An 18782-nucleotide genomic window follows, 5' to 3' on the forward strand; every position below is an offset into this window, starting at 1 on the left:
CAGATAAAAAATTGCAGTGTTATATTATATCACAACACTCAACAACAAACTTAGAAGTAGTAATAATGAAGCAAATTTCAATTCTTTCTAGTGCTGTTGCCGCTGCGCTGTTCTCTCAATCAACAATGGCTGCTGTGATCACAGGTCAAGTATTAGATAAAAATCAGCAACCTATCAGTAACGCTGAAGTTCACGTTCATGGTAAGTCACAAAGCGTTGTGACCAATAAACAAGGCCAGTTTAAAATCGATGTAGATAACAAAGGCCAATTACACATCAGCAAAGATGATTTTATCGATAAACGTGTTGAAATTAATGGTGACAATCAAAATCTAGTTATTACTCTCACGCCAACATCTGTAGAAACAGTTGTTGTCTATGCTTCTGCGCTTCATAAAAATAGCCTTGAAATGATCTCACCTGTTAACGTATTGGCTGGTGATAATCTTAAAAATAAGGCTAAGCCGACCTTAGGCGAAACACTAAAAGGCCTACCTGGTGTGAATGCTAGTTATTTTGGTCCAGTTTCATCAAGCCCAATCATTCGCGGCTTAGATGGTCCGCGTGTGAAAATCACTCAAAATGGCCTTGATAGCAGTGATGCATCACGTATTGGCCCAGATCACGCAACATCAAATGACAGCCTAGCCGCTGAACAAATTGAAGTGCTACGAGGCCCTGCTACCCTACTTTACGGCTCCGGTGCGATAGGTGGTGTGGTAAATGTTGTTGATAATCGTATTCCTACCGACAATATAGACACTTTAACAGGCGCTGCGCAATACACCCATGACACAGTATCAAACACCAATACTTATGCCGCAAAACTTGAAACCGGTAATGAAGGTTTCAACTTCCATTTTGATGGCACAAAGCGCAAAGGTCATGATTATAAAACACCAACATTCGAGCTTCCTGAAGAGCATGACGAACATGAGGGTGAAGATCATGAAGAGCACGAAACCGCTAACCGTGTAGAAAACACCTTTATCGATAGCCAAAATGTTAATTTTGGTACGAGTTATGTTGGCGACCACCTAACATTGGGTGTGTCATATGGTCGCATCGAAACAGATTACGGTATTCCCGCCCATGAACACCATCATCACGAAGAGCATGAAGAAGGTGAGCATCATGATGAACACGAAGGTGAAGAAGAACACGAAGAGTCTGTCTTCGCGCAATTAGAGCAAGATCGCTGGCAAGGTTACATGAGCTATGCGCTACATGATAACTGGATTGAAAATATCTCACTACGTGTGGGTTACACAGACTATAAACATGCCGAAATTGAAGATGGTGCAGTTGGCACTGTGTTTTCTAACAAAACCACTGAAGCACGTGCAACCGTTGAACATAAATTAGGCCTTTGGCACGGTATGGCTGGCTACCACTACACAGAATCAGACTACGATGCTGATGGTGAAGAAGCCTTTACACCAGCAAGTGTAACTAAAACCAATGCACTATTCATGCTTGAAGAGCGTCAATTTGGTGATGTAACCGTTGAATTAGGCGCACGTATTGAGGATTACCAAATTGACTCGGCTGTTAGTATGGCAGAGCACCATCATGACCACGCTCACGAAGAGGAAGAAGGTCACGATGACGAAGAAGCAGAAATCATCAATTACAGCGAAGATTTCACAAATCTAAGTTTTTCTGCAGGTGCAATCTGGCAATATCAAGAAGGCCAAAGTGTTGCGCTTAGCGTATCTCGTTCAGAGCGCGCGCCTCTTAGTGCTGAACTACTTTCAAATGGTGTACACATTGCAACTGGCACATATGAGTTAGGCCTTGGTTATCATATCGAAGACGGAGAAATACACTTTGAGCCTGAAGATATCGATCAAGAAACTGCAACCAACTTTGATTTAAGTTTCCGCCGCTTTATTGGTGACTTTGGTTACACCGTTAACTTTTTCTACAACGACATTGAAAACTACTATTACCAGCAAAGTACTGGGCTCGTATTCGATGAAGAACACGGTCTAGAGTCAGCAGCAGAGGCTGACGAAGACGCAATGGCGGTGTATCAATTTGCAAGTAAAGATGCAAAACTTTACGGTATTGAGTTTGACGTCCACTACCAAGTGTCACCTAGCACATTGGTTAAAGTGTTTGGTGATTCAACAACTGCTAAATTAAAAGATGGCGAAGGTTACCTACCACGTATTCCAGCAAACAAACTTGGTTCTGAACTACAGTATACTGTTGGCGGTTGGCAATTTAGCCTAGCAGGCACTCATTATTTTGAGCAGTCAGATATTACCGCTTATGAAACAAAAACTGACGGTTATACCCTGTTTGACGCATCGGCAAATTACCAACTTGATTTAGGTCCTGTCGATACGCAGCTGTACATTAATGCTGATAACTTAACGGATGAATTAGGTTTCGTTCACAGTTCATTTATTAAAGAAAAAGCACCACTACCTGGTCGTAACTTTAGCTTAGGTATTCGCGGCTATTTTTAATCACTTTTAATAGTTATAAAAAAACCCTTTCATTTTTAAAATGAAAGGGTTTTTTATTAAGCTTAGAAACTTAAACAATTAGTTAAAAGTTTAGCCCTTTTGTTCAATCTTTGCCCATGAATCACGAAGACCCACAGTTTGATTAAATACTAGTGAGTCGGCTTTGTTATCACGACAGAAATAGCCCATGCGTTCAAACTGGAAGCCCTGCTCTGCTTGTGCATTAGCAAGAGACGGTTCAAGTTTCGCGTTAGCAAGAACCACGAGTGATTCTGGATTTAGCGTTGCATTGAAGTCTTCAGCAGCAGCTGGGTTTGGTACGTTAAATAAACGGTCGTATAAACGTACTTCAGCGGTGATTGACTCACTGGCTGATACCCAATGGATTACACCTTTAACTTTACGGCCATCGCTTGGGTTTTTACCTAGCGTTTCTGGATCGTAAGAACAGAAAATAGTGGTGATTTCACCGTTCTCGTCTTTTTCAACACGCTCAGCTTTAATTACATAAGCACCACGTAAACGTACTTCTTTATCAAGTACTAAACGTTTGAACTTATTATTTGCTTCTTCACGGAAGTCTTCACGTTCGATATAAATCTCACGCGTGAAAGGCACATCACGACGGCCCATCTCTTCTTTATTCGGGTGATTGGCAACTGATAAAGTCTCTACTTTATCTGCATCATAGTTTTCGATAACAATCTTCACCGGATCAAGAACAGCCATTGCACGTGGTGCATGTTCATTTAGGTCTTCACGGATACATGCTTCTAGCATACCCATTTCAACCATGTTTTCTTGTTTAGTGATACCGATACGCGAGCAGAACTCACGCACTGACGCAGGTGTGTATCCACGACGACGTAAACCAGCAATCGTTGGCATACGTGGGTCGTCCCAGCCTTCAACATGACCATTAACCACTAAGTCGTTTAATTTACGCTTAGACATAATGGTGTATTCAAGGTTTAATCGTGAAAACTCGATTTGCTGTGGGTGACACTCAAGGCTGATGTTATCTAATACCCAATCGTATAAACGACGGTTATCTTGGAACTCAAGCGTACATAATGAATGCGTGATACCTTCTAGCGCATCTGAAATACAGTGCGTGAAGTCGTACATTGGGTAAATACACCACTTATCACCTGTTTGGTGGTGGTGAGCAAAACGTACACGGTATAAAATCGGATCACGCAATACCATGAATGAACTAGCCATATCGATTTTAGCACGCAGTACACACTCGCCTTCTTTGAATTCGCCATTACGCATTTTTTCAAATAGCGCTAGGTTTTCTTCTACTGGCGTATCACGGTACGGGCTATTTTTACCTGGCTCTTTTAAAGTACCACGGTATTCACGTGCTTGATCTGGCGATAAGAAACACACATACGCAAGGCCTTTTTCGATAAGCTCAACAGCATAGCCGTATAACGCATCGAAATAGTTAGATGAATACTTAATTTCACCATCCCACTGAAAACCTAACCACTGCACATCTTCTTTAATTGAATTTACGTAATTGATGTCTTCTTTTTCTGGATTCGTATCATCAAAACGTAAGTTACAAAGACCTTGATAATCTTGGGCAATACCAAAATTTAAACAGATAGACTTTGCATGACCAATGTGTAAAAAACCGTTTGGTTCAGGTGGAAAACGCGTGTGTGTAGTCGCATGCTTACCGCTTGCGAGATCTTCGTCGATACGCGTTCTAATAAAGTTACTTGGGCGATTCTCAATTTCCGCCATAGGAGCATAATCCTCAAAATATTGCATGGTGACAAAACTAATGCATTATTACAAAAACAAACCCTAACATACAGTAGTTGAACCATGTTTATTGAAGATAATAAGCCGATTATTGAATACATCGTTTACAGACGCTGCAAAATCGGTAAAAAAATTGTTCTAACGCAATAAAATGATCATTGACTAGCGATATAGTGCCGTCAGTTTCACTACCAATAAGGAAAAAAGATGGCTTCGCTCAATCAACATAGAGTCTATATTCCAAGCTCTGCGCGTGCTAACCAGTATGTGCTAGTTGAGTTTAAACCTACTGATGAGTTTTTTGCTCAGTTTAGTAATGTAAGCTGTGCTTATAAGCGTCTTGCAAGGGAGTTATTTGCACTATGTGATGAATATGAACTGCACAATGTACATCTGATCGCTAACGATAAGTTACCTGTCGTTCGTTACCATGATGAGGCATATAGTTTAGAAACCGCTAAGCAGATTTTATTTTTCTATAACCCACAATACCACGAAGCACATAATGTGTTTGCCGCTGATGAAGTAAAATGCAAAAAAATTCGTTTATTATTTTTGGCTACAGGTGAAGATATTCGTGCTAATGCAGCAAGTTTTCACCATAACGTACAGCGCGTAATAAACTCATTACAAGAAAAGCTATTAAGCGGTCAACCTCCACTTAAAATTCGCGATCACCAGCATCTTACTTATGATTTATTTGCTAAAGCAAAAGGTCACAAAGAAAGCTATGGCTATAAATTGCGTAGCTTATATCCACGCTATCAATCTCGCCAATGTCATTTACCAACACAGCACAGTGAAATGACTTATGCTGGGTTTTCTATTCCAGTAACCCGCGCGATTAAAACGCAATTTCAACATATGTTGAATGAAGAGAATTACACGCAGTTTTATCAATATATTTTTGATGCATTCAAACGAGCTTGCGAAAAACGGGCGCTAACCCTTGGTGCTTTTATCGCTAATGGTACCCGCCCTATTGTTCGTAATAGCAATATTGATAACGCACAAAGTAACAGTGAACTGCAAAAGCTAACCTTTGATTGCAGCTCAGAGCAAGTGCAATTACAACATTATTGGGATGCAAATCAACTTGTTGATTCTTTACATTTTGTAATTGCCGCAGCCGATAAAGACAAGCATGACATTGGTTATGGTAAGTTTATGAATCAAGTGCAAAGCGCAATTAATGAAGTAACTGACGAGCTGGCCTTTAATCCAACGCGCCAAGATTTACGTGTGCGCTTTTATCAGCACATTAACTATGAGTATTAATTAAATACAATATATAGAATTAGAGGTGACGCACATGCGTCACCTTTTTTATAGCAACCCACTCAGTTGTACTATCAACGGTTTTTACTTAGTTTAGTAAGGTCCAGTCGCAGCACTTTAGAACGGCGCTCATAGTTATACAGTGCCTTTTTCTTCGCCGGTAACTCATCAACGGTCACCAATTCAAAGCTTTGTTCTAAAAACCAATGAATACTGCGTGTGGTTAAAGCGAATAAATGCGAGTAACCCGCACGTTTGGCTTTATTAATAATAAAACGCAGTAGGTAACTCCCTCTATCTGCATCTCGGTATTGTGGATGAACAGCCAGACTTGCAAACTCCCCCACTTGTTCTTCAGCAAATGGGTATAAAGCGGCACAGGCGATAATTAAACCATCACGCTCAATGACAGTAAATTGCTCTATTTCTATCTCAAGCTGCTCTCTAGAACGCCTAACTAAATAGCCCTGCTCTTCAAGCGGTCTGATCAGATTAATAATCCCGGTAATATCAGATATTGTTGCACTACGTAACTGTTCAGAGCTTTGCGGCGCGATTTGCGTACCAATGCCATCTAATGAGAAAAGCTCTTGTAATAATGCGCCATCTTCTTTGTAACTAACTAGATGACAACGATGTACGCCGCCACGACATGCATCAATGGCCGCTTGTAAGAATACCGTTGCACTTAAACATGAATCAGGTTGATTACGGTAGTTTGCTAAGACAGATTCCGCCTCATTTGGCATAAGCTCGGCAATTGCTTCACCGTTTTCATCCAAGATACCGGCCTCTTTACAAAAACCAAGCATTTTGTCGGCACGTAGTTTTAATGCAACCTGAGTGGCAATTTCTTCAGCGGTTAAATTAAAACTTTCACCTGTCACTGAGGCGGCAATCGGACCAAGTAGTACAATACTGTTATTGTTTAATTGATGACGAATCCCTTCAACATCAATACGTCTTACACGGCCTGAGTGATGATAATCAATGCCTTCGTCAACTCCTAAAGGCTGAGCGATAACAAAATTACCGCTGACCACATTCAAGTATGAGCCAGTCATAGGAGTACTACTTAGCGAGGTCGATAAACGTGCAGTAATATCGAACTGCATTGCACCCGCAACTTTCTTTATTACATCAAAAGTCGCGTTATCAGTAACACGTATTTCATTATGAAACTGACTAGTTATGCCAAATTCTTGCAGTGCCGCATTGAACTGTGGCCTTGCACCAAACACTAAAACGATTTTGATACCTAAGCTCGTTAATAATGCAACATCATTAATGATGCTACGACAACCTGGCTGATCAATTGCTTCTCCGCCGAGCATTACAACGAAAGTTTTACCTCGGTGAGCATTAACATAAGGAGTTGACTGGCGAAATCCATCTACCAATTCTGTGGTACGCACGTGATATTTACCTTTTTTAATAACAGCGTTTTATATAAAAACAAATAAACAAGGTATCAGTGTATGGAATTTTTATTCACAAATAAAGCATTATTATTCTTAATTTACAGCTAGAATTTTCGTGCACAAACTAGGAAACTCTCAGATACAAAAAAGGCCCGCATAAGCGAGCCTTTTTTAAGAGATTAAAACTGATTACCAGCCTGTTTTCTCTTTAAGTGCAGCACCGATGTCAGCTAGTGAACGTACAGTTTTTACGCCAGCAGCTTCTAATGCAGCAAATTTCTCATCAGCAGTACCTTTACCGCCTGCGATGATTGCACCTGCGTGACCCATGCGCTTACCTGGAGGAGCAGTAACACCTGCAATGTAAGAAACAACTGGTTTAGTCACGTTGTGCTTGATGTATTCTGCAGCTTCTTCTTCTGCAGTACCACCGATTTCACCGATCATTACGATTGCTTCAGTTTGCTCGTCTTTTTCGAACATTTCTAAAACGTCGATGAAGTTAGTGCCAGGGATTGGGTCACCACCGATACCAACACATGTTGATTGGCCGAAACCAGCGTCAGTAGTTTGTTTAACCGCTTCGTAAGTTAAAGTACCAGAACGTGATACGATACCTACTTTACCAGGCTTGTGGATGTGACCAGGCATGATACCGATCTTCGTTTCACCCGGAGTGATAACACCTGGGCAGTTAGGACCGATCATACGAACACCAGTTTGCTCAAGCTTAACTTTAACGTCAACCATGTCTAGTGTTGGGATACCTTCAGTGATACAAACGATAAGCTCGATGCCAGCATCGATAGCTTCTAAGATTGCATCTTTACAGAAAGGTGCTGGTACATAGATAACTGATGCAGTTGCACCAGTTGCTTCAACAGCGTCACGTACTGTGTTGAATACTGGAAGACCAAGGTGCGTTTGACCGCCTTTACCTGGGCTTACACCACCAACCATTTGTGTACCGTACTCAAGCGCTTGCTCAGAGTGGAAAGTACCTTGGCCACCTGTGAAACCTTGACAGATAACTTTTGTATCTTTATTGATTAATACAGACATTATTTGCCCTCCGCAGCAGCAACAACTTTTTCAGCTGCGTCTGTTAGTGATTCAGCAGCGATGATGTTAAGGTCAGAATTAGCAAGTACTTCACGACCTAGTTCAGCGTTAGTACCTTCTAAACGTACTACTACAGGAACGTTTACGCCTACTTCTTTAACTGCGCCAATGATACCTTCAGCGATCATGTCACAACGTACGATACCACCAAAGATGTTAACTAAAACAGCTTTAACGTTGTCGTCAGATAAGATGATCTTGAATGCTTCAGATACACGCTCTTTAGTAGCACCACCACCAACATCTAGGAAGTTAGCTGGCTTACCACCGTGTAGGTTTACGATGTCCATAGTACCCATTGCAAGGCCTGCACCGTTAACCATACAACCAACGTTACCGTCTAGTGCAACGTAGTTAAGCTCGAAGCTTGCAGCGTGAGCTTCACGTGCATCTTCTTGTGAAGGATCGTGCATTTCACGGATTTTAGGTTGACGGTAAAGCGCGTTACCATCTACACCGATTTTACCGTCTAGACAGTGAAGGTTACCTTCGTCTGTAATTACTAGCGGGTTGATTTCTAATAGTGCGAAATCGAAATCGTTGAACATGTTAGCAAGACCCATGAAGATCTTAACGAACTGTTTCATTTGAGTAGGGTTTAAACCTAGTTTGAAGCCTAATTCACGAGCTTGGTATGCTTGTGGACCAACTAGTGGATCGATCTCAGCTTTGTGAATTAGTTCTGGAGTTTCTTCTGCAACTTGCTCGATTTCAACACCACCTTCAGTAGATGCCATGAAAACAACTTTACGAGAAGCACGATCTACTACAGCGCCAAGGTATAATTCGTTAGCGATGTCAGTGCAGCTTTCAACAAGGATTTTAGCTACTGGCTGACCATTTTCGTCTGTTTGGTAAGTAACTAAGTTTTTACCTAACCAGTTCGCAGCGAACTCTTTTACTTCGTCGATTGTTTTAACTAGCTTAACACCGCCAGCTTTACCACGGCCACCTGCGTGAACCTGTGTTTTAACAACCCACATATCACCGCCGATTTTCTCAGCAGCTGCTGCAGCTTCTTCAGGTGTATCGCAAGCGAAACCTTGAGAAACTGGTAAACCATATTCGGCAAAAAGTTGTTTTGCCTGATACTCATGCAAATTCATGATGCTTTATCCAATTTTTTATACTAAAAGAGCTGAATATTTATGCAAAATAAACAGCTATCCCAAATTGCGCACTTAGTATAAATCCCAAGGCTCCACATGAAAACCCCAGTTAGACCAAAGGCGCAAAAAAAAAGCTGTGAACAGGGTTCACAGCTTAGTTTTTATACAACCAGATTAAACATCTAGTAGTAAACGAGTTGGATCTTCAAGTAACTCTTTAATTGTTACTAGGAAGCCTACTGATTCTTTACCATCGATTTGGCGGTGATCGTAAGATAACGCTAAATACATCATTGGTAAGATTTCAACTTTACCATTAACAGCCATTGGGCGATCTTGGATTTTATGCATACCCAAGATTGAAGACTGTGGCAAGTTGATGATAGGTGTAGAAAGTAATGAACCGAATACACCACCGTTAGTAATTGTGAAGTTACCACCAGTCATATCTTCGATAGATAGTTTACCGTCACGACCTTTAAGTGCTAATTCACGGATACCTTTTTCGATTTCTGCCACTGATAGCTTGTCACAGTCTTTAAGAACTGGTGTAACAAGACCACGTGGAGTTGAAACCGCAATGCTGATGTCGAAGTAGTTATGATAAACGATATCATCACCATCGATAGATGCATTCACCTCAGGGAAACGCTTAAGTGCTTCAGTAACTGCTTTCACGTAGAAAGACATGAAACCTAAACGGATACCATGACGCTTTTCGAACACTTCTTGATACTGCTTACGAAGATCCATGATTGGCTTCATGTTAACTTCGTTGAATGTAGTTAACATTGCAGTTGAGTTTTTCGCTTCAAGAAGACGATTAGCGATAGTTTTACGTAAACGTGTCATAGGAACACGTTTTTGTGTACGGTCACCCATAGGTGCTGCAGGCGCTGCTTCAGCTTTTGGTGCTGCTGCAGGTGCTTTTAAGAATGTATCAACATCTTCTTTAGTCACACGGCCGTTTTTGCCTGTGCCTTTGATTTTAGATGCATCAAGACCTTTCTCAGCGATTAAACGACGAACTGATGGTGTTAACACATCAGAGCTATCATTTGATTCGCTTGCAGTAGCCTCTTCAGCTTTTGCTGCAGGTGCTTTAGCTGGCGCTGCGCCTGCTTTAACTGTACCAATTACTTGCTCACCAAGTACTGTTTCGCCTTCAGCGTGAATGTGCTCACCCATGATACCGTCTTCTTGAGCAACCACTTCAAGAACAACTTTATCAGTTTCGATATCAACTAGGTTTTGATCGCGAGTTACCGCTTCACCTGGTTGAACATGCCAAGTAGCAATTGTCGCGTCTGCGACTGATTCTGGAAGTACAGGTACTTTAATGTCCACTTCTTTACCTTCTGATGCTGGTGCTGATTGCGCCTCTGGCGCGTCTTCTGATTTTGCTGGTGCAGATTCTTTGGCAGAGTCGTCACTTGCTGGTGCAGCATCTGCATCACCAAGTAATGCAATTACTTGCTCGCCAAGTACCGTTGCACCTTCTTCTTGTGAAATTTCAGTGATTACACCATCGTTTGGTGCAACAACTTCTAAAACAACTTTATCTGTTTCGATATCAACCAAGTTTTGGTCGCGGCTTACTTTGTCGCCAACACTTACGTGCCATGTTGCAACAGTAGCATCAGCAACCGACTCAGGAAGTACAGGAACTTTAATTTCTGTGCTCATTGCTTATCCTTTCTTTTCAATAGTAAGCGCGTCTGCAACGAGCGCTTGTTGTTCTTTATTATGCACTGACATGTAACCACACGCTGGTGATGCTGATGCTTTACGACCTGCGTAAGTTAATTTAGCACCTTCAGGAATTGCATCAACAAAATGATGTTGAGAACAATACCATGCACCTTGGTTTTGCGGCTCTTCTTGACACCAAACAAAATCTTTAACGTGTTGGTAACGTTGCATGATTGTATCCATCTCAGCGTGTGGGAATGGATATAATTGTTCTACACGAACAATAGCAATGTTATTTAATTCTTGTTTACGACGCTCTTGTAGTAACTCGTAATAAACTTTACCACTACAGAATACAACGCGTTCTACTTTATCTGCTGCAATATCATCGATTTCATCGATCATATTGTGGAACACACCTTCAGATAATTCTTCAAGTGTTGAAGTTGCCAGCGGATGACGAAGTAGTGACTTAGGTGTCATAACAATCAATGGACGACGTAAAGGACGTACAGATTGACGACGAAGCATTGCATAAACTTGCGCAGGTGTTGAAGGCACACACACTTGCATATTGTGATCAGCACACAATTGTAAGAAACGCTCAAGACGTGCCGAGCTATGCTCTGGGCCTTGACCTTCATAACCATGTGGAAGTAAACATGTAAGACCACATAAACGGCCCCACTTTTGTTCACCTGAACTTAAGAATTGGTCAAATACAACTTGTGCACCGTTAGCGAAGTCACCAAATTGTGCTTCCCACATTACAAGTGAAGTTGGTTCAGCTGTTGCGTAACCATATTCAAATGCAAGTACCGCTTCTTCAGAAAGTACTGAGTCGTATACTTCAAATGAACCTTGTTTTTCGCTGATGTTTTGCAGCGGCAAGTAGGTTGATGCATCTTTTTGGTTATGGATAACAGCATGACGGTGGAAAAAAGTACCACGGCCTGAGTCTTGACCTGTTAAACGGATATCTGTACCTGCATCAACAAGTGAAGCATAAGCTAGCGTTTCTGCCATACCCCAATCAAGTGGTTTTTCACCTGATGCCATTAGCTTACGGTCGTCGTAAATTTTCTTAACACGCGACTGAGCTTTATGGTTCTCTGGGTAGCTTGATACTTTTTCACCAAGTTCTTTTAATTTTTCAACAGAAAGTTTTGCATCGTACTCAACATCCCAATCGTGACCAACGAATTTAGCCCAATCCGAAGAGTGAGATGTTTCTGGTTGAATCTCTTCAACAACACAGTTACCGCCATCAAGACCGTTACGGTACTCATCAGCAAGTGCTTTGACTTCATCTTCTGTAAATGAACCTTCAGACACAAGTTGGTCAGCATAAATTAGGCGTGGAACTGGGTGTTTTTTGATTTTCTGGTACATAAGTGGTTGAGTCGCATTCGGCTCATCCGCTTCGTTATGACCATGACGGCGATAACATACTAAATCAATTACAACGTCACGTTTGAATTGATTTCTGAAATCAAGTGCGATTTGAGTAACAAATGCAACCGCTTCTGGATCGTCAGAATTAACGTGGAAAATAGGTGCCTGAACCATTTTCGCAATGTCAGTACAGTATGGTGTAGAACGAACATCCGCTTGTTTTGACGTTGTAAAACCAACTTGGTTGTTTACCACGATACGGATACTACCACCACAACTAAATGCATTAGTTTGCGATAAGTTAAATGTTTCTTGAACAACACCTTGACCTGCGATTGCAGAGTCACCGTGAATAGTAATTGGTAATGCTTTAATACCTGACTTATCACCTAAACGGTCTAAACGAGCGCGTACCGAACCCATAACTACTGGGTTAACAATTTCAAGGTGAGATGGGTTAAACGCAAGTGCCATATGCACGTTGCCACCCTTTGTAGCGAAGTCAGATGAATAACCCATGTGATATTTAACATCACCTGAGCTTAAAGTATCTTTGTGTTTACCAGCGAACTCATCGAATAATTCTGATGGGTTTTTACCTAAAACGTTCACTAGTACGTTCAAGCGACCGCGGTGAGCCATACCAATAACAGCTTCTTTTTGTCCGCTTTCACCTGCACGATGAATTAGTTCTTTAAGCATTGGTACCAACGCATCACCACCTTCAAGTGAGAAACGTTTTGCACCAGGGAACTTAGCCCCTAAATATTTTTCAAGGCCATCTGCAGCTGTTAATCCTTTAAGGATACGTAGCTTTTCTTCTTTAGAGAACGTTGGACGAGATTGCACTGATTCTAAACGCTGTTGTAACCAACGTTTTTCTTCAGTTGAAGTGATGTGCATATATTCTGCACCAACTGAACCACAATACGTGGTCTTAAGTGCTTGGTATAGCTCACCTAAAGGCATGGTGTCGCGACCTACGGCAAACGAACCCACATTGAATTCACGGTCAAAATCAGCTTCAGATAAATCGTGGTATTCAAGTTCAAGATCTCGAACTCGTTCGCGTTCCCAGATACCTAATGGATCTAGGTTAGCATTTTGGTGACCACGGAAACGGAAAGCATTAATAAGTTGTAGCACTTTGACCTGTTTAGGATCGCCAGAGCCACCCTCTGCTACCACTACTTCTCTATGCTTGTTTTTAGCAAGCTCCGCAAATTGTGAACGAACCTCTGAATGTTTTACGTCAACATCCACACCATCTACTTTTGGTAATTGTTCGAACACTTCTCGCCATTCTTCTGGCACAGAAGTCGCATCATCTAAGTACGCTTCATAAAGCTCTTCTACGTAAGCAACGTTTCCGCCGTTTAAGTGAGAAGATTCTAGCCATGCCTTCATCACACCTTCGTGCATTTATAAGCCCTTTTCTTTAGCGCAGAAATTAATTGTTGTAAAAACAAGGTGGTTAATCACTTAACCACCTTACATATTCAAGCTTTAAACAGCGCGGTTTAAAAGCATTGATTTGATTTGTCCAATTGCTTTAGTCGGATTAAGACCTTTAGGACACACGCTAACACAGTTCATAATACTGTGACAACGGAACACGCTGAACGCATCGTCAAGATCTGCAAGACGCTCTTCAGTCGCTGTATCGCGGCTATCAGCCAAGAAACGATACGCATGAAGAAGACCCGCAGGACCGATGAACTTGTCTGGATTCCACCAGAACGAAGGACACGATGTAGAACAACATGCACATAAAATACACTCATATAAGCCATCTAACTTATCACGTTCTTCGATAGATTGAAGACGCTCACCCGCCGCTGGCGTGTCATTAATTAGATAAGGCTTAACTTTTTCGTATTGAGTGTAGAACTGACTCATGTCAATAACAAGGTCACGTACCACAGGTAAACCAGGTAATGGACGAATTACGATTTTACCTTTGCCACCTTTAAGTAGCGTTGATAAAGGAGTAATACATGCTAAACCGTTTTTACCATTCATGTTGATACCGTCAGAACCACACACACCTTCACGGCATGAACGACGGAATGATAATGTTGGATCTTGCTCTTTTAGTTTCATTAGAGCATCCAAAACCATCATATCTTGGCCTTCTTGCGTTTCTAGCGTGAAGTCCTGCATACGTGGTGCATTATCAACATCTGGATTGTAACGATAAACGGAAAATTGTACTTGTGCCATCGTCTCGCTCCTAGTATGTACGTGCTTTAGGTGGGAAAGCTTCACGCAGTTTCGGCGCGTAGTTTACTTCACGTTTTGTCATTTCATCTGTAACTGGGTTAAAGATAGAGTGACATAACCAGTTATCGTCATCACGATCTGGGAAGTCAAAACGAGAATGTGCACCACGGCTTTCTGTACGGAAGTTTGCAGCTACTGCAGTTGAGTAAGCTGTTTCCATTAAGTTGTCTAACTCTAGACATTCGATACGCGCAGTGTTGAACTCTGTTGACTTGTCGTCAAGACGAGCATACTGCAGACGTTCACGAATTTCTTTAAGCTCTTTAAGACCTGTAGCCATTGCATCACCTTCACGGAACACCGAGAAGTTAAGCTGCATACACATTTGTAGGTCTTTCTTGATTTGAACTGGGTCTTCACCTTGGCCAGCTTTAGAGCTTTCCCAACGGTTGAAGCGCGCAAGCGATGCTTCAAGATCTGATTCAGACGCATCTTTACCTGCTTCAACACCATTTAGGTATTTACCTAAGAAGTTACCAGCTGCACGTCCGAACACAACTAAGTCAAGAAGTGAGTTACCACCTAGGCGGTTAGCACCGTGTACAGATACACAGGCAATTTCACCCACAGCGAATAAACCTTCAACTACTTTCTCTTGACCATTTGCATCGATTTGTAATGCTTGACCATTTACGTTAGTTGGTACACCACCCATCATGTAGTGACATGTTGGAATTACTGGAATTGGTTCTTTAGCTGGGTCAACGTGTGCGAATGTTTTCGCAAGGTCACATACACCAGGAAGACGTAAATTAAGCGTCTCTTCACCTAAGTGGTCAAGTTTAAGCTTGATATGTGGACCGTAAGGACCATCGCAACCACGACCTTCACGGATCTCAGTCATCATTGAACGAGCAACAACGTCACGAGATGCTAAGTCTTTAGCATTTGGCGCGTAACGTTCCATGAAGCGTTCGCCGTCTTTGTTTAGAAGGTAACCACCTTCACCACGACAACCTTCAGTTACTAGTACACCAGCGCCTGCGATACCTGTTGGGTGGAATTGCCACATTTCCATATCTTGCAATGCAACACCAGCACGGGTTGCCATACCAACGCCGTCACCTGTATTGATGTGTGCGTTAGTTGTTGATGCGTAGATACGACCTGCACCACCTGTTGCTAAAACAACGGCTTTTGATTTGAAGTAAACAACTTGGCCTGATTCAATGTCGATTGCTGTACAACCAACAACATGACCATCGCTGTTTTTAACTAAATCTAGTGCATACCACTCTGAAAATACGTTTGTTTTGTTTTTAACGTTTTGCTGGTAAAGACAGTGTAACAGTGCGTGACCAGTACGGTCAGCTGCTGCTGCAGTACGTGCTGCTTGTTCACCACCAAAGTTTTTCGACTGACCGCCGAAAGGACGTTGATAAACACGGCCATTTTCAAAACGAGAAAATGGTAAGCCCATGTTTTCTAATTCAGTAATAGCTTCTGGGCCTGTTTTACACATATATTCGATAGCGTCTTGGTCACCGATAAAATCAGAACCTTTAACAGTATCGTACATGTGCCATTCCCAGTTATCTTCATGCGAGTTACCTAACGCAACAGTAATGCCGCCTTGTGCTGACACAGTGTGAGAACGTGTAGGGAAAACTTTAGAGATAAGTGCACAGGTTTTGCCTGATTCAGTAATAGCAAGTGCTGCGCGCATACCCGCGCCGCCTGCACCAATTACTACTGCGTCAAATTCACGAACAGAATAATTCACTTAAACACCCCATAAAACGATTAGACCAATTGCTACGTAAGCAACGGCCATAAGGTTTAATACAAAGCCTAAAACAGCACGTAATTTCGCATTTTTGACATAGTCAGTTAGAACTTGCCAAAGACCGATACGGGTGTGAACCATAATGCAAACAAGGGCAATTAGTGTAAACCCTTTCATTGCTAGATTAGAGAATAGGCCTTGCCAGGCTTCAAAAGTGACTTCTGGTGTACATAAAAAATAGCCGATAATAAAAATCGCATAAGCGCTGATTATTAATGCTGTTGTACGAAGTGATACAAAATCTTGTACACCATCACGTTTAAGAGTTGCTTGATTTAAAACCATATCCACACTCCTGCTAGAATTGCAGCTACAACACCTAAAGCCATCGCAACTTTAGCGCTGAAGTTACCTGATTCAAGTTCTTCCCAGTGACCCATATCCATAATGATGTGACGAACACCACCGATTAGGTGATATGCCAACACAGAAATGGTACCCCACGCTATGAATTTGGCAATGAATCCGCTGAACAGACCCTTGACGAATTCAAAACCTTCTGGAGAAGAAAGAGACTCAGACCAAGCCCAAATGACAAACGTTAAAGCAAAAAATAGTGCCACACCGGTGACGCGGTGAAGAATTGATGCTTTAGCCGTTGCCGGCATAGATATAGTTGTTAGATCTAGATTTACAGGTCTTTGCTTTTTCACAGTTACTTGCCCATCTTGCCCACTTAGGAGCTCATCTACTTGTTTTTCTAAACCCATCAAAATGAATTTCGATGGAACTATCTAAGTAAACCGTGTTGATACACAAAAAGTTCACACTTATGCAAAACTTAAATGTAAAAATAAAGTTTACCTACAGACAATACGGTATAAAACCTTGGATAGTATATATAGCCAAAGGTCTTTTTACAATTCTTGTTTAGTAAGAGTCGTTTGCGAATTAGCCAATGGTATAATATTTAATCCTGGCAGAATATTTATTATCCATTTATGCATAATGTTTATAAAAATTGACTTTACACCCCTCTTTCACGTTAAAATGAAAAGAATGTGCTTAAACAGATTCAGAACATAACAATCAGAGTTGTTATCTTAATAGGAGATAAATAGATGGCGGATAATAAAGCCACGGTCCATATTGATGGTCTTGATCCAATCGAACTTCCAATTTACCAAGGCACTGCTGGCCAAGACGTAATCGACGTACGTACGTTAGGTTCTCATGGCTACTTCACTTACGACCCAGGTTTCATGTCGACCGGTTCTTGTGAATCTTCAATCACTTATATCGACGGCGGTAAAGGTGTATTACTACACCGTGGTTACCCAATTGAGCAACTAGCTGATGAGTCTAACTACATCGAAGTTTGCTACTTACTGTTAAACGGCGAATTACCAACTAAAGAACAATACGATGAGTTTGCAAAAGAAATCACGCATAGCACTATGCTTGATACTAAAATCGCAAACTTCTTCCAAGGTTTCCGTTTTGATGCTCACCCTATGGCGATGCTATGTGGTGTTGTAGGTGCTTTATCTTCTTTCTATCACGAAGATTTAGACATCACTGATGCAACACAACGTAAAACTAGTGCAATCAAACTAATTGCTAAGTTACCAACAATCGCTGCTATGGCTTACAAATACAACGTAGGTCAACCGTTTGTACACCCGCGTAACGACTTAAGCTTCGCAGAAAACTTCTTACACATGATGTTCTCAGTACCTGCTGAAGAATATAAAGTTAGCCCTGTTCTTGCTAAAGCAATGGATAAAATCTTCATGCTTCACGCAGACCACGAGCAAAACGCTTCAACGTCAACTGTACGTTTAGCTGGTTCATCAGGTGCAAACCCTTACGCGTGTATCGCGGCTGGTATCGCATCTTTATGGGGTCCTGCACACGGTGGTGCTAACGAAGCATGTCTTAACATGTTAGAAGAAATCGGTTCAGTAGACCGTATCGACGAATACGTTGCTAAAGCAAAAGATAAGTCAGATCCATTCCGTCTTATGGGCTTCGGTCACCGTGTATACAAAAACTTCGATCCACGTGCGACAGTAATGCGTCAAACATGTCACGAAGTACTAGCTGAGCTAAACATTCAAGATCCACTTCTTGATATCGCAATGAAGCTTGAGCAAATTGCACTAGAAGACCCATACTTCGTTGAGAAGAAACTTTACCCTAACGTAGACTTCTACTCAGGTATCATCTTAAAAGCTATCGGTATTCCAACAAGCATGTTCACTGTAATCTTTGCAATGTCACGTACTGTTGGTTGGATCTCTCACTGGGATGAGATGCTTTCTCAACCTGGTCACAAGATCAGCCGTCCTCGTCAGTTATACACTGGTGAAACTTCACGCGATTACGTACCAACAGACAAGCGTTAATACGAATTTGCGTTTAAAAAAGGCCGCTATGCGGCCTTTTTTGTTGCCCTGCACTTGTCTATTTGTGCAAAGTAATTAAAATCGTCGCATTC

13 protein-coding genes are annotated in these 18782 nt (G+C 41.7%); 3 read left to right on the forward strand and 10 right to left on the reverse strand.

The window, feature by feature from the left end:
* The first annotated feature begins 65 nt into the window (after positions 1-65).
* Positions 66-2477 carry a TonB-dependent receptor gene (locus tag L1264_RS04545; RefSeq protein ID WP_199526440.1) on the forward strand — a complete coding sequence of 804 codons (2412 nt, stop codon included), beginning with the start codon at positions 66-68 and terminating at the stop codon, positions 2475-2477.
* A gap of 90 nt (positions 2478-2567) precedes the next feature.
* Here L1264_RS04545 and glnS read toward each other — a convergent pair whose 3' ends face one another.
* Positions 2568-4235: a glutamine--tRNA ligase gene (gene glnS, locus L1264_RS04550; RefSeq protein ID WP_135924739.1), complete on the reverse strand. Its 1668-nt coding sequence runs from the start codon at positions 4233-4235 to the stop codon at positions 2568-2570.
* A gap of 228 nt (positions 4236-4463) precedes the next feature.
* Between glnS and L1264_RS04555 the strand changes: the two genes are divergently transcribed.
* Positions 4464-5534 carry a DUF3083 family protein gene (locus tag L1264_RS04555; protein ID WP_199526439.1) on the forward strand — a complete coding sequence of 357 codons (1071 nt, stop codon included), beginning with the start codon at positions 4464-4466 and terminating at the stop codon, positions 5532-5534.
* Between the two features lie 74 nt (positions 5535-5608).
* On the opposite strand, the gene argA is transcribed toward L1264_RS04555, so the two are convergent.
* The 9 genes from argA to sdhC all read right to left on the reverse strand — a co-directional run bounded on the left by argA (position 5609) and on the right by sdhC (position 16995).
* Positions 5609-6949, reverse strand: a complete 1341-nt coding sequence (argA, locus tag L1264_RS04560; RefSeq protein ID WP_135924744.1) for an amino-acid N-acetyltransferase — start codon at positions 6947-6949, stop codon at positions 5609-5611.
* Positions 6950-7144: 195 nt separating this feature from the next.
* Positions 7145-8017 (reverse strand): succinate--CoA ligase subunit alpha, encoded by an 873-nt coding sequence (gene sucD, locus L1264_RS04565; RefSeq protein WP_036968616.1) that lies wholly within the window; start codon positions 8015-8017, stop codon positions 7145-7147.
* A complete protein-coding gene (gene sucC, locus L1264_RS04570) occupies positions 8017-9183 on the reverse strand; it encodes an ADP-forming succinate--CoA ligase subunit beta (protein ID WP_135924747.1) in 1167 nt (388 codons plus the stop codon). Before sucC ends, sucD begins: the two co-directional genes overlap by 1 nt.
* Positions 9184-9360: 177 nt before the next feature.
* Positions 9361-10872 (reverse strand): 2-oxoglutarate dehydrogenase complex dihydrolipoyllysine-residue succinyltransferase, encoded by a 1512-nt coding sequence (gene odhB / locus L1264_RS04575; RefSeq protein ID WP_135924749.1) that lies wholly within the window; start codon positions 10870-10872, stop codon positions 9361-9363.
* 3 nt (positions 10873-10875) lie between these two features.
* Positions 10876-13695 (reverse strand): 2-oxoglutarate dehydrogenase E1 component, encoded by a 2820-nt coding sequence (locus L1264_RS04580; RefSeq protein WP_199526438.1) that lies wholly within the window; start codon positions 13693-13695, stop codon positions 10876-10878.
* An 84-nt stretch (positions 13696-13779) separates the two neighbouring features.
* Positions 13780-14496 (reverse strand): succinate dehydrogenase iron-sulfur subunit, encoded by a 717-nt coding sequence (locus L1264_RS04585; RefSeq protein ID WP_199526437.1) that lies wholly within the window; start codon positions 14494-14496, stop codon positions 13780-13782.
* A 10-nt stretch (positions 14497-14506) separates the two neighbouring features.
* Entirely contained in the window at positions 14507-16279 is a 1773-nt protein-coding gene (sdhA, locus tag L1264_RS04590; protein WP_135924757.1) for a succinate dehydrogenase flavoprotein subunit, read from the reverse strand.
* Positions 16280-16627, reverse strand: a complete 348-nt coding sequence (gene sdhD, locus L1264_RS04595) for a succinate dehydrogenase, hydrophobic membrane anchor protein (RefSeq protein ID WP_135924759.1) — start codon at positions 16625-16627, stop codon at positions 16280-16282.
* Positions 16618-16995, reverse strand: coding sequence for a succinate dehydrogenase, cytochrome b556 subunit (sdhC, locus tag L1264_RS04600; protein ID WP_075593614.1), 378 nt, complete (start codon positions 16993-16995; stop codon positions 16618-16620). Before sdhC ends, sdhD begins: the two co-directional genes overlap by 10 nt.
* Positions 16996-17403: 408 nt before the next feature.
* On the opposite strand from sdhC, the gene L1264_RS04605 reads away from it, so the two are divergent.
* On the forward strand, positions 17404-18690 hold the full coding sequence (locus L1264_RS04605) for a citrate synthase (protein ID WP_135924762.1): 1287 nt from the start codon (positions 17404-17406) through the stop codon (positions 18688-18690).
* Positions 18691-18782 lie beyond the last annotated feature (92 nt).

The organism is Pseudoalteromonas sp. APAL1 (assembly GCF_021532475.1).
In the GTDB taxonomy this organism is placed as follows: Bacteria; Pseudomonadota; Gammaproteobacteria; order Enterobacterales; family Alteromonadaceae; genus Pseudoalteromonas; species Pseudoalteromonas lipolytica_C.

What these genes read in the sequence shown, in the direction of transcription:
- L1264_RS04545 (WP_199526440.1), top strand. Translation starts at nt 66, where the DNA reads ATGAAGCAAATTTCAATTCTTTCTAGTGCTGTTGCCGCTGCGCTGTTC.
- glnS (WP_135924739.1), bottom strand. Translation starts at nt 4,235, where the DNA reads ATGGCGGAAATTGAGAATCGCCCAAGTAACTTTATTAGAACGCGTATC.
- L1264_RS04555 (WP_199526439.1), top strand. Translation starts at nt 4,464, where the DNA reads ATGGCTTCGCTCAATCAACATAGAGTCTATATTCCAAGCTCTGCGCGT.
- sucD (WP_036968616.1), bottom strand. Translation starts at nt 8,017, where the DNA reads ATGTCTGTATTAATCAATAAAGATACAAAAGTTATCTGTCAAGGTTTC.
- sucC (WP_135924747.1), bottom strand. Translation starts at nt 9,183, where the DNA reads ATGAATTTGCATGAGTATCAGGCAAAACAACTTTTTGCCGAATATGGT.
- odhB (WP_135924749.1), bottom strand. Translation starts at nt 10,872, where the DNA reads ATGAGCACAGAAATTAAAGTTCCTGTACTTCCTGAGTCGGTTGCTGAT.
- L1264_RS04580 (WP_199526438.1), bottom strand. Translation starts at nt 13,695, where the DNA reads ATGCACGAAGGTGTGATGAAGGCATGGCTAGAATCTTCTCACTTAAAC.
- L1264_RS04585 (WP_199526437.1), bottom strand. Translation starts at nt 14,496, where the DNA reads ATGGCACAAGTACAATTTTCCGTTTATCGTTACAATCCAGATGTTGAT.
- sdhD (WP_135924759.1), bottom strand. Translation starts at nt 16,627, where the DNA reads ATGGTTTTAAATCAAGCAACTCTTAAACGTGATGGTGTACAAGATTTT.
- L1264_RS04605 (WP_135924762.1), top strand. Translation starts at nt 17,404, where the DNA reads ATGGCGGATAATAAAGCCACGGTCCATATTGATGGTCTTGATCCAATC.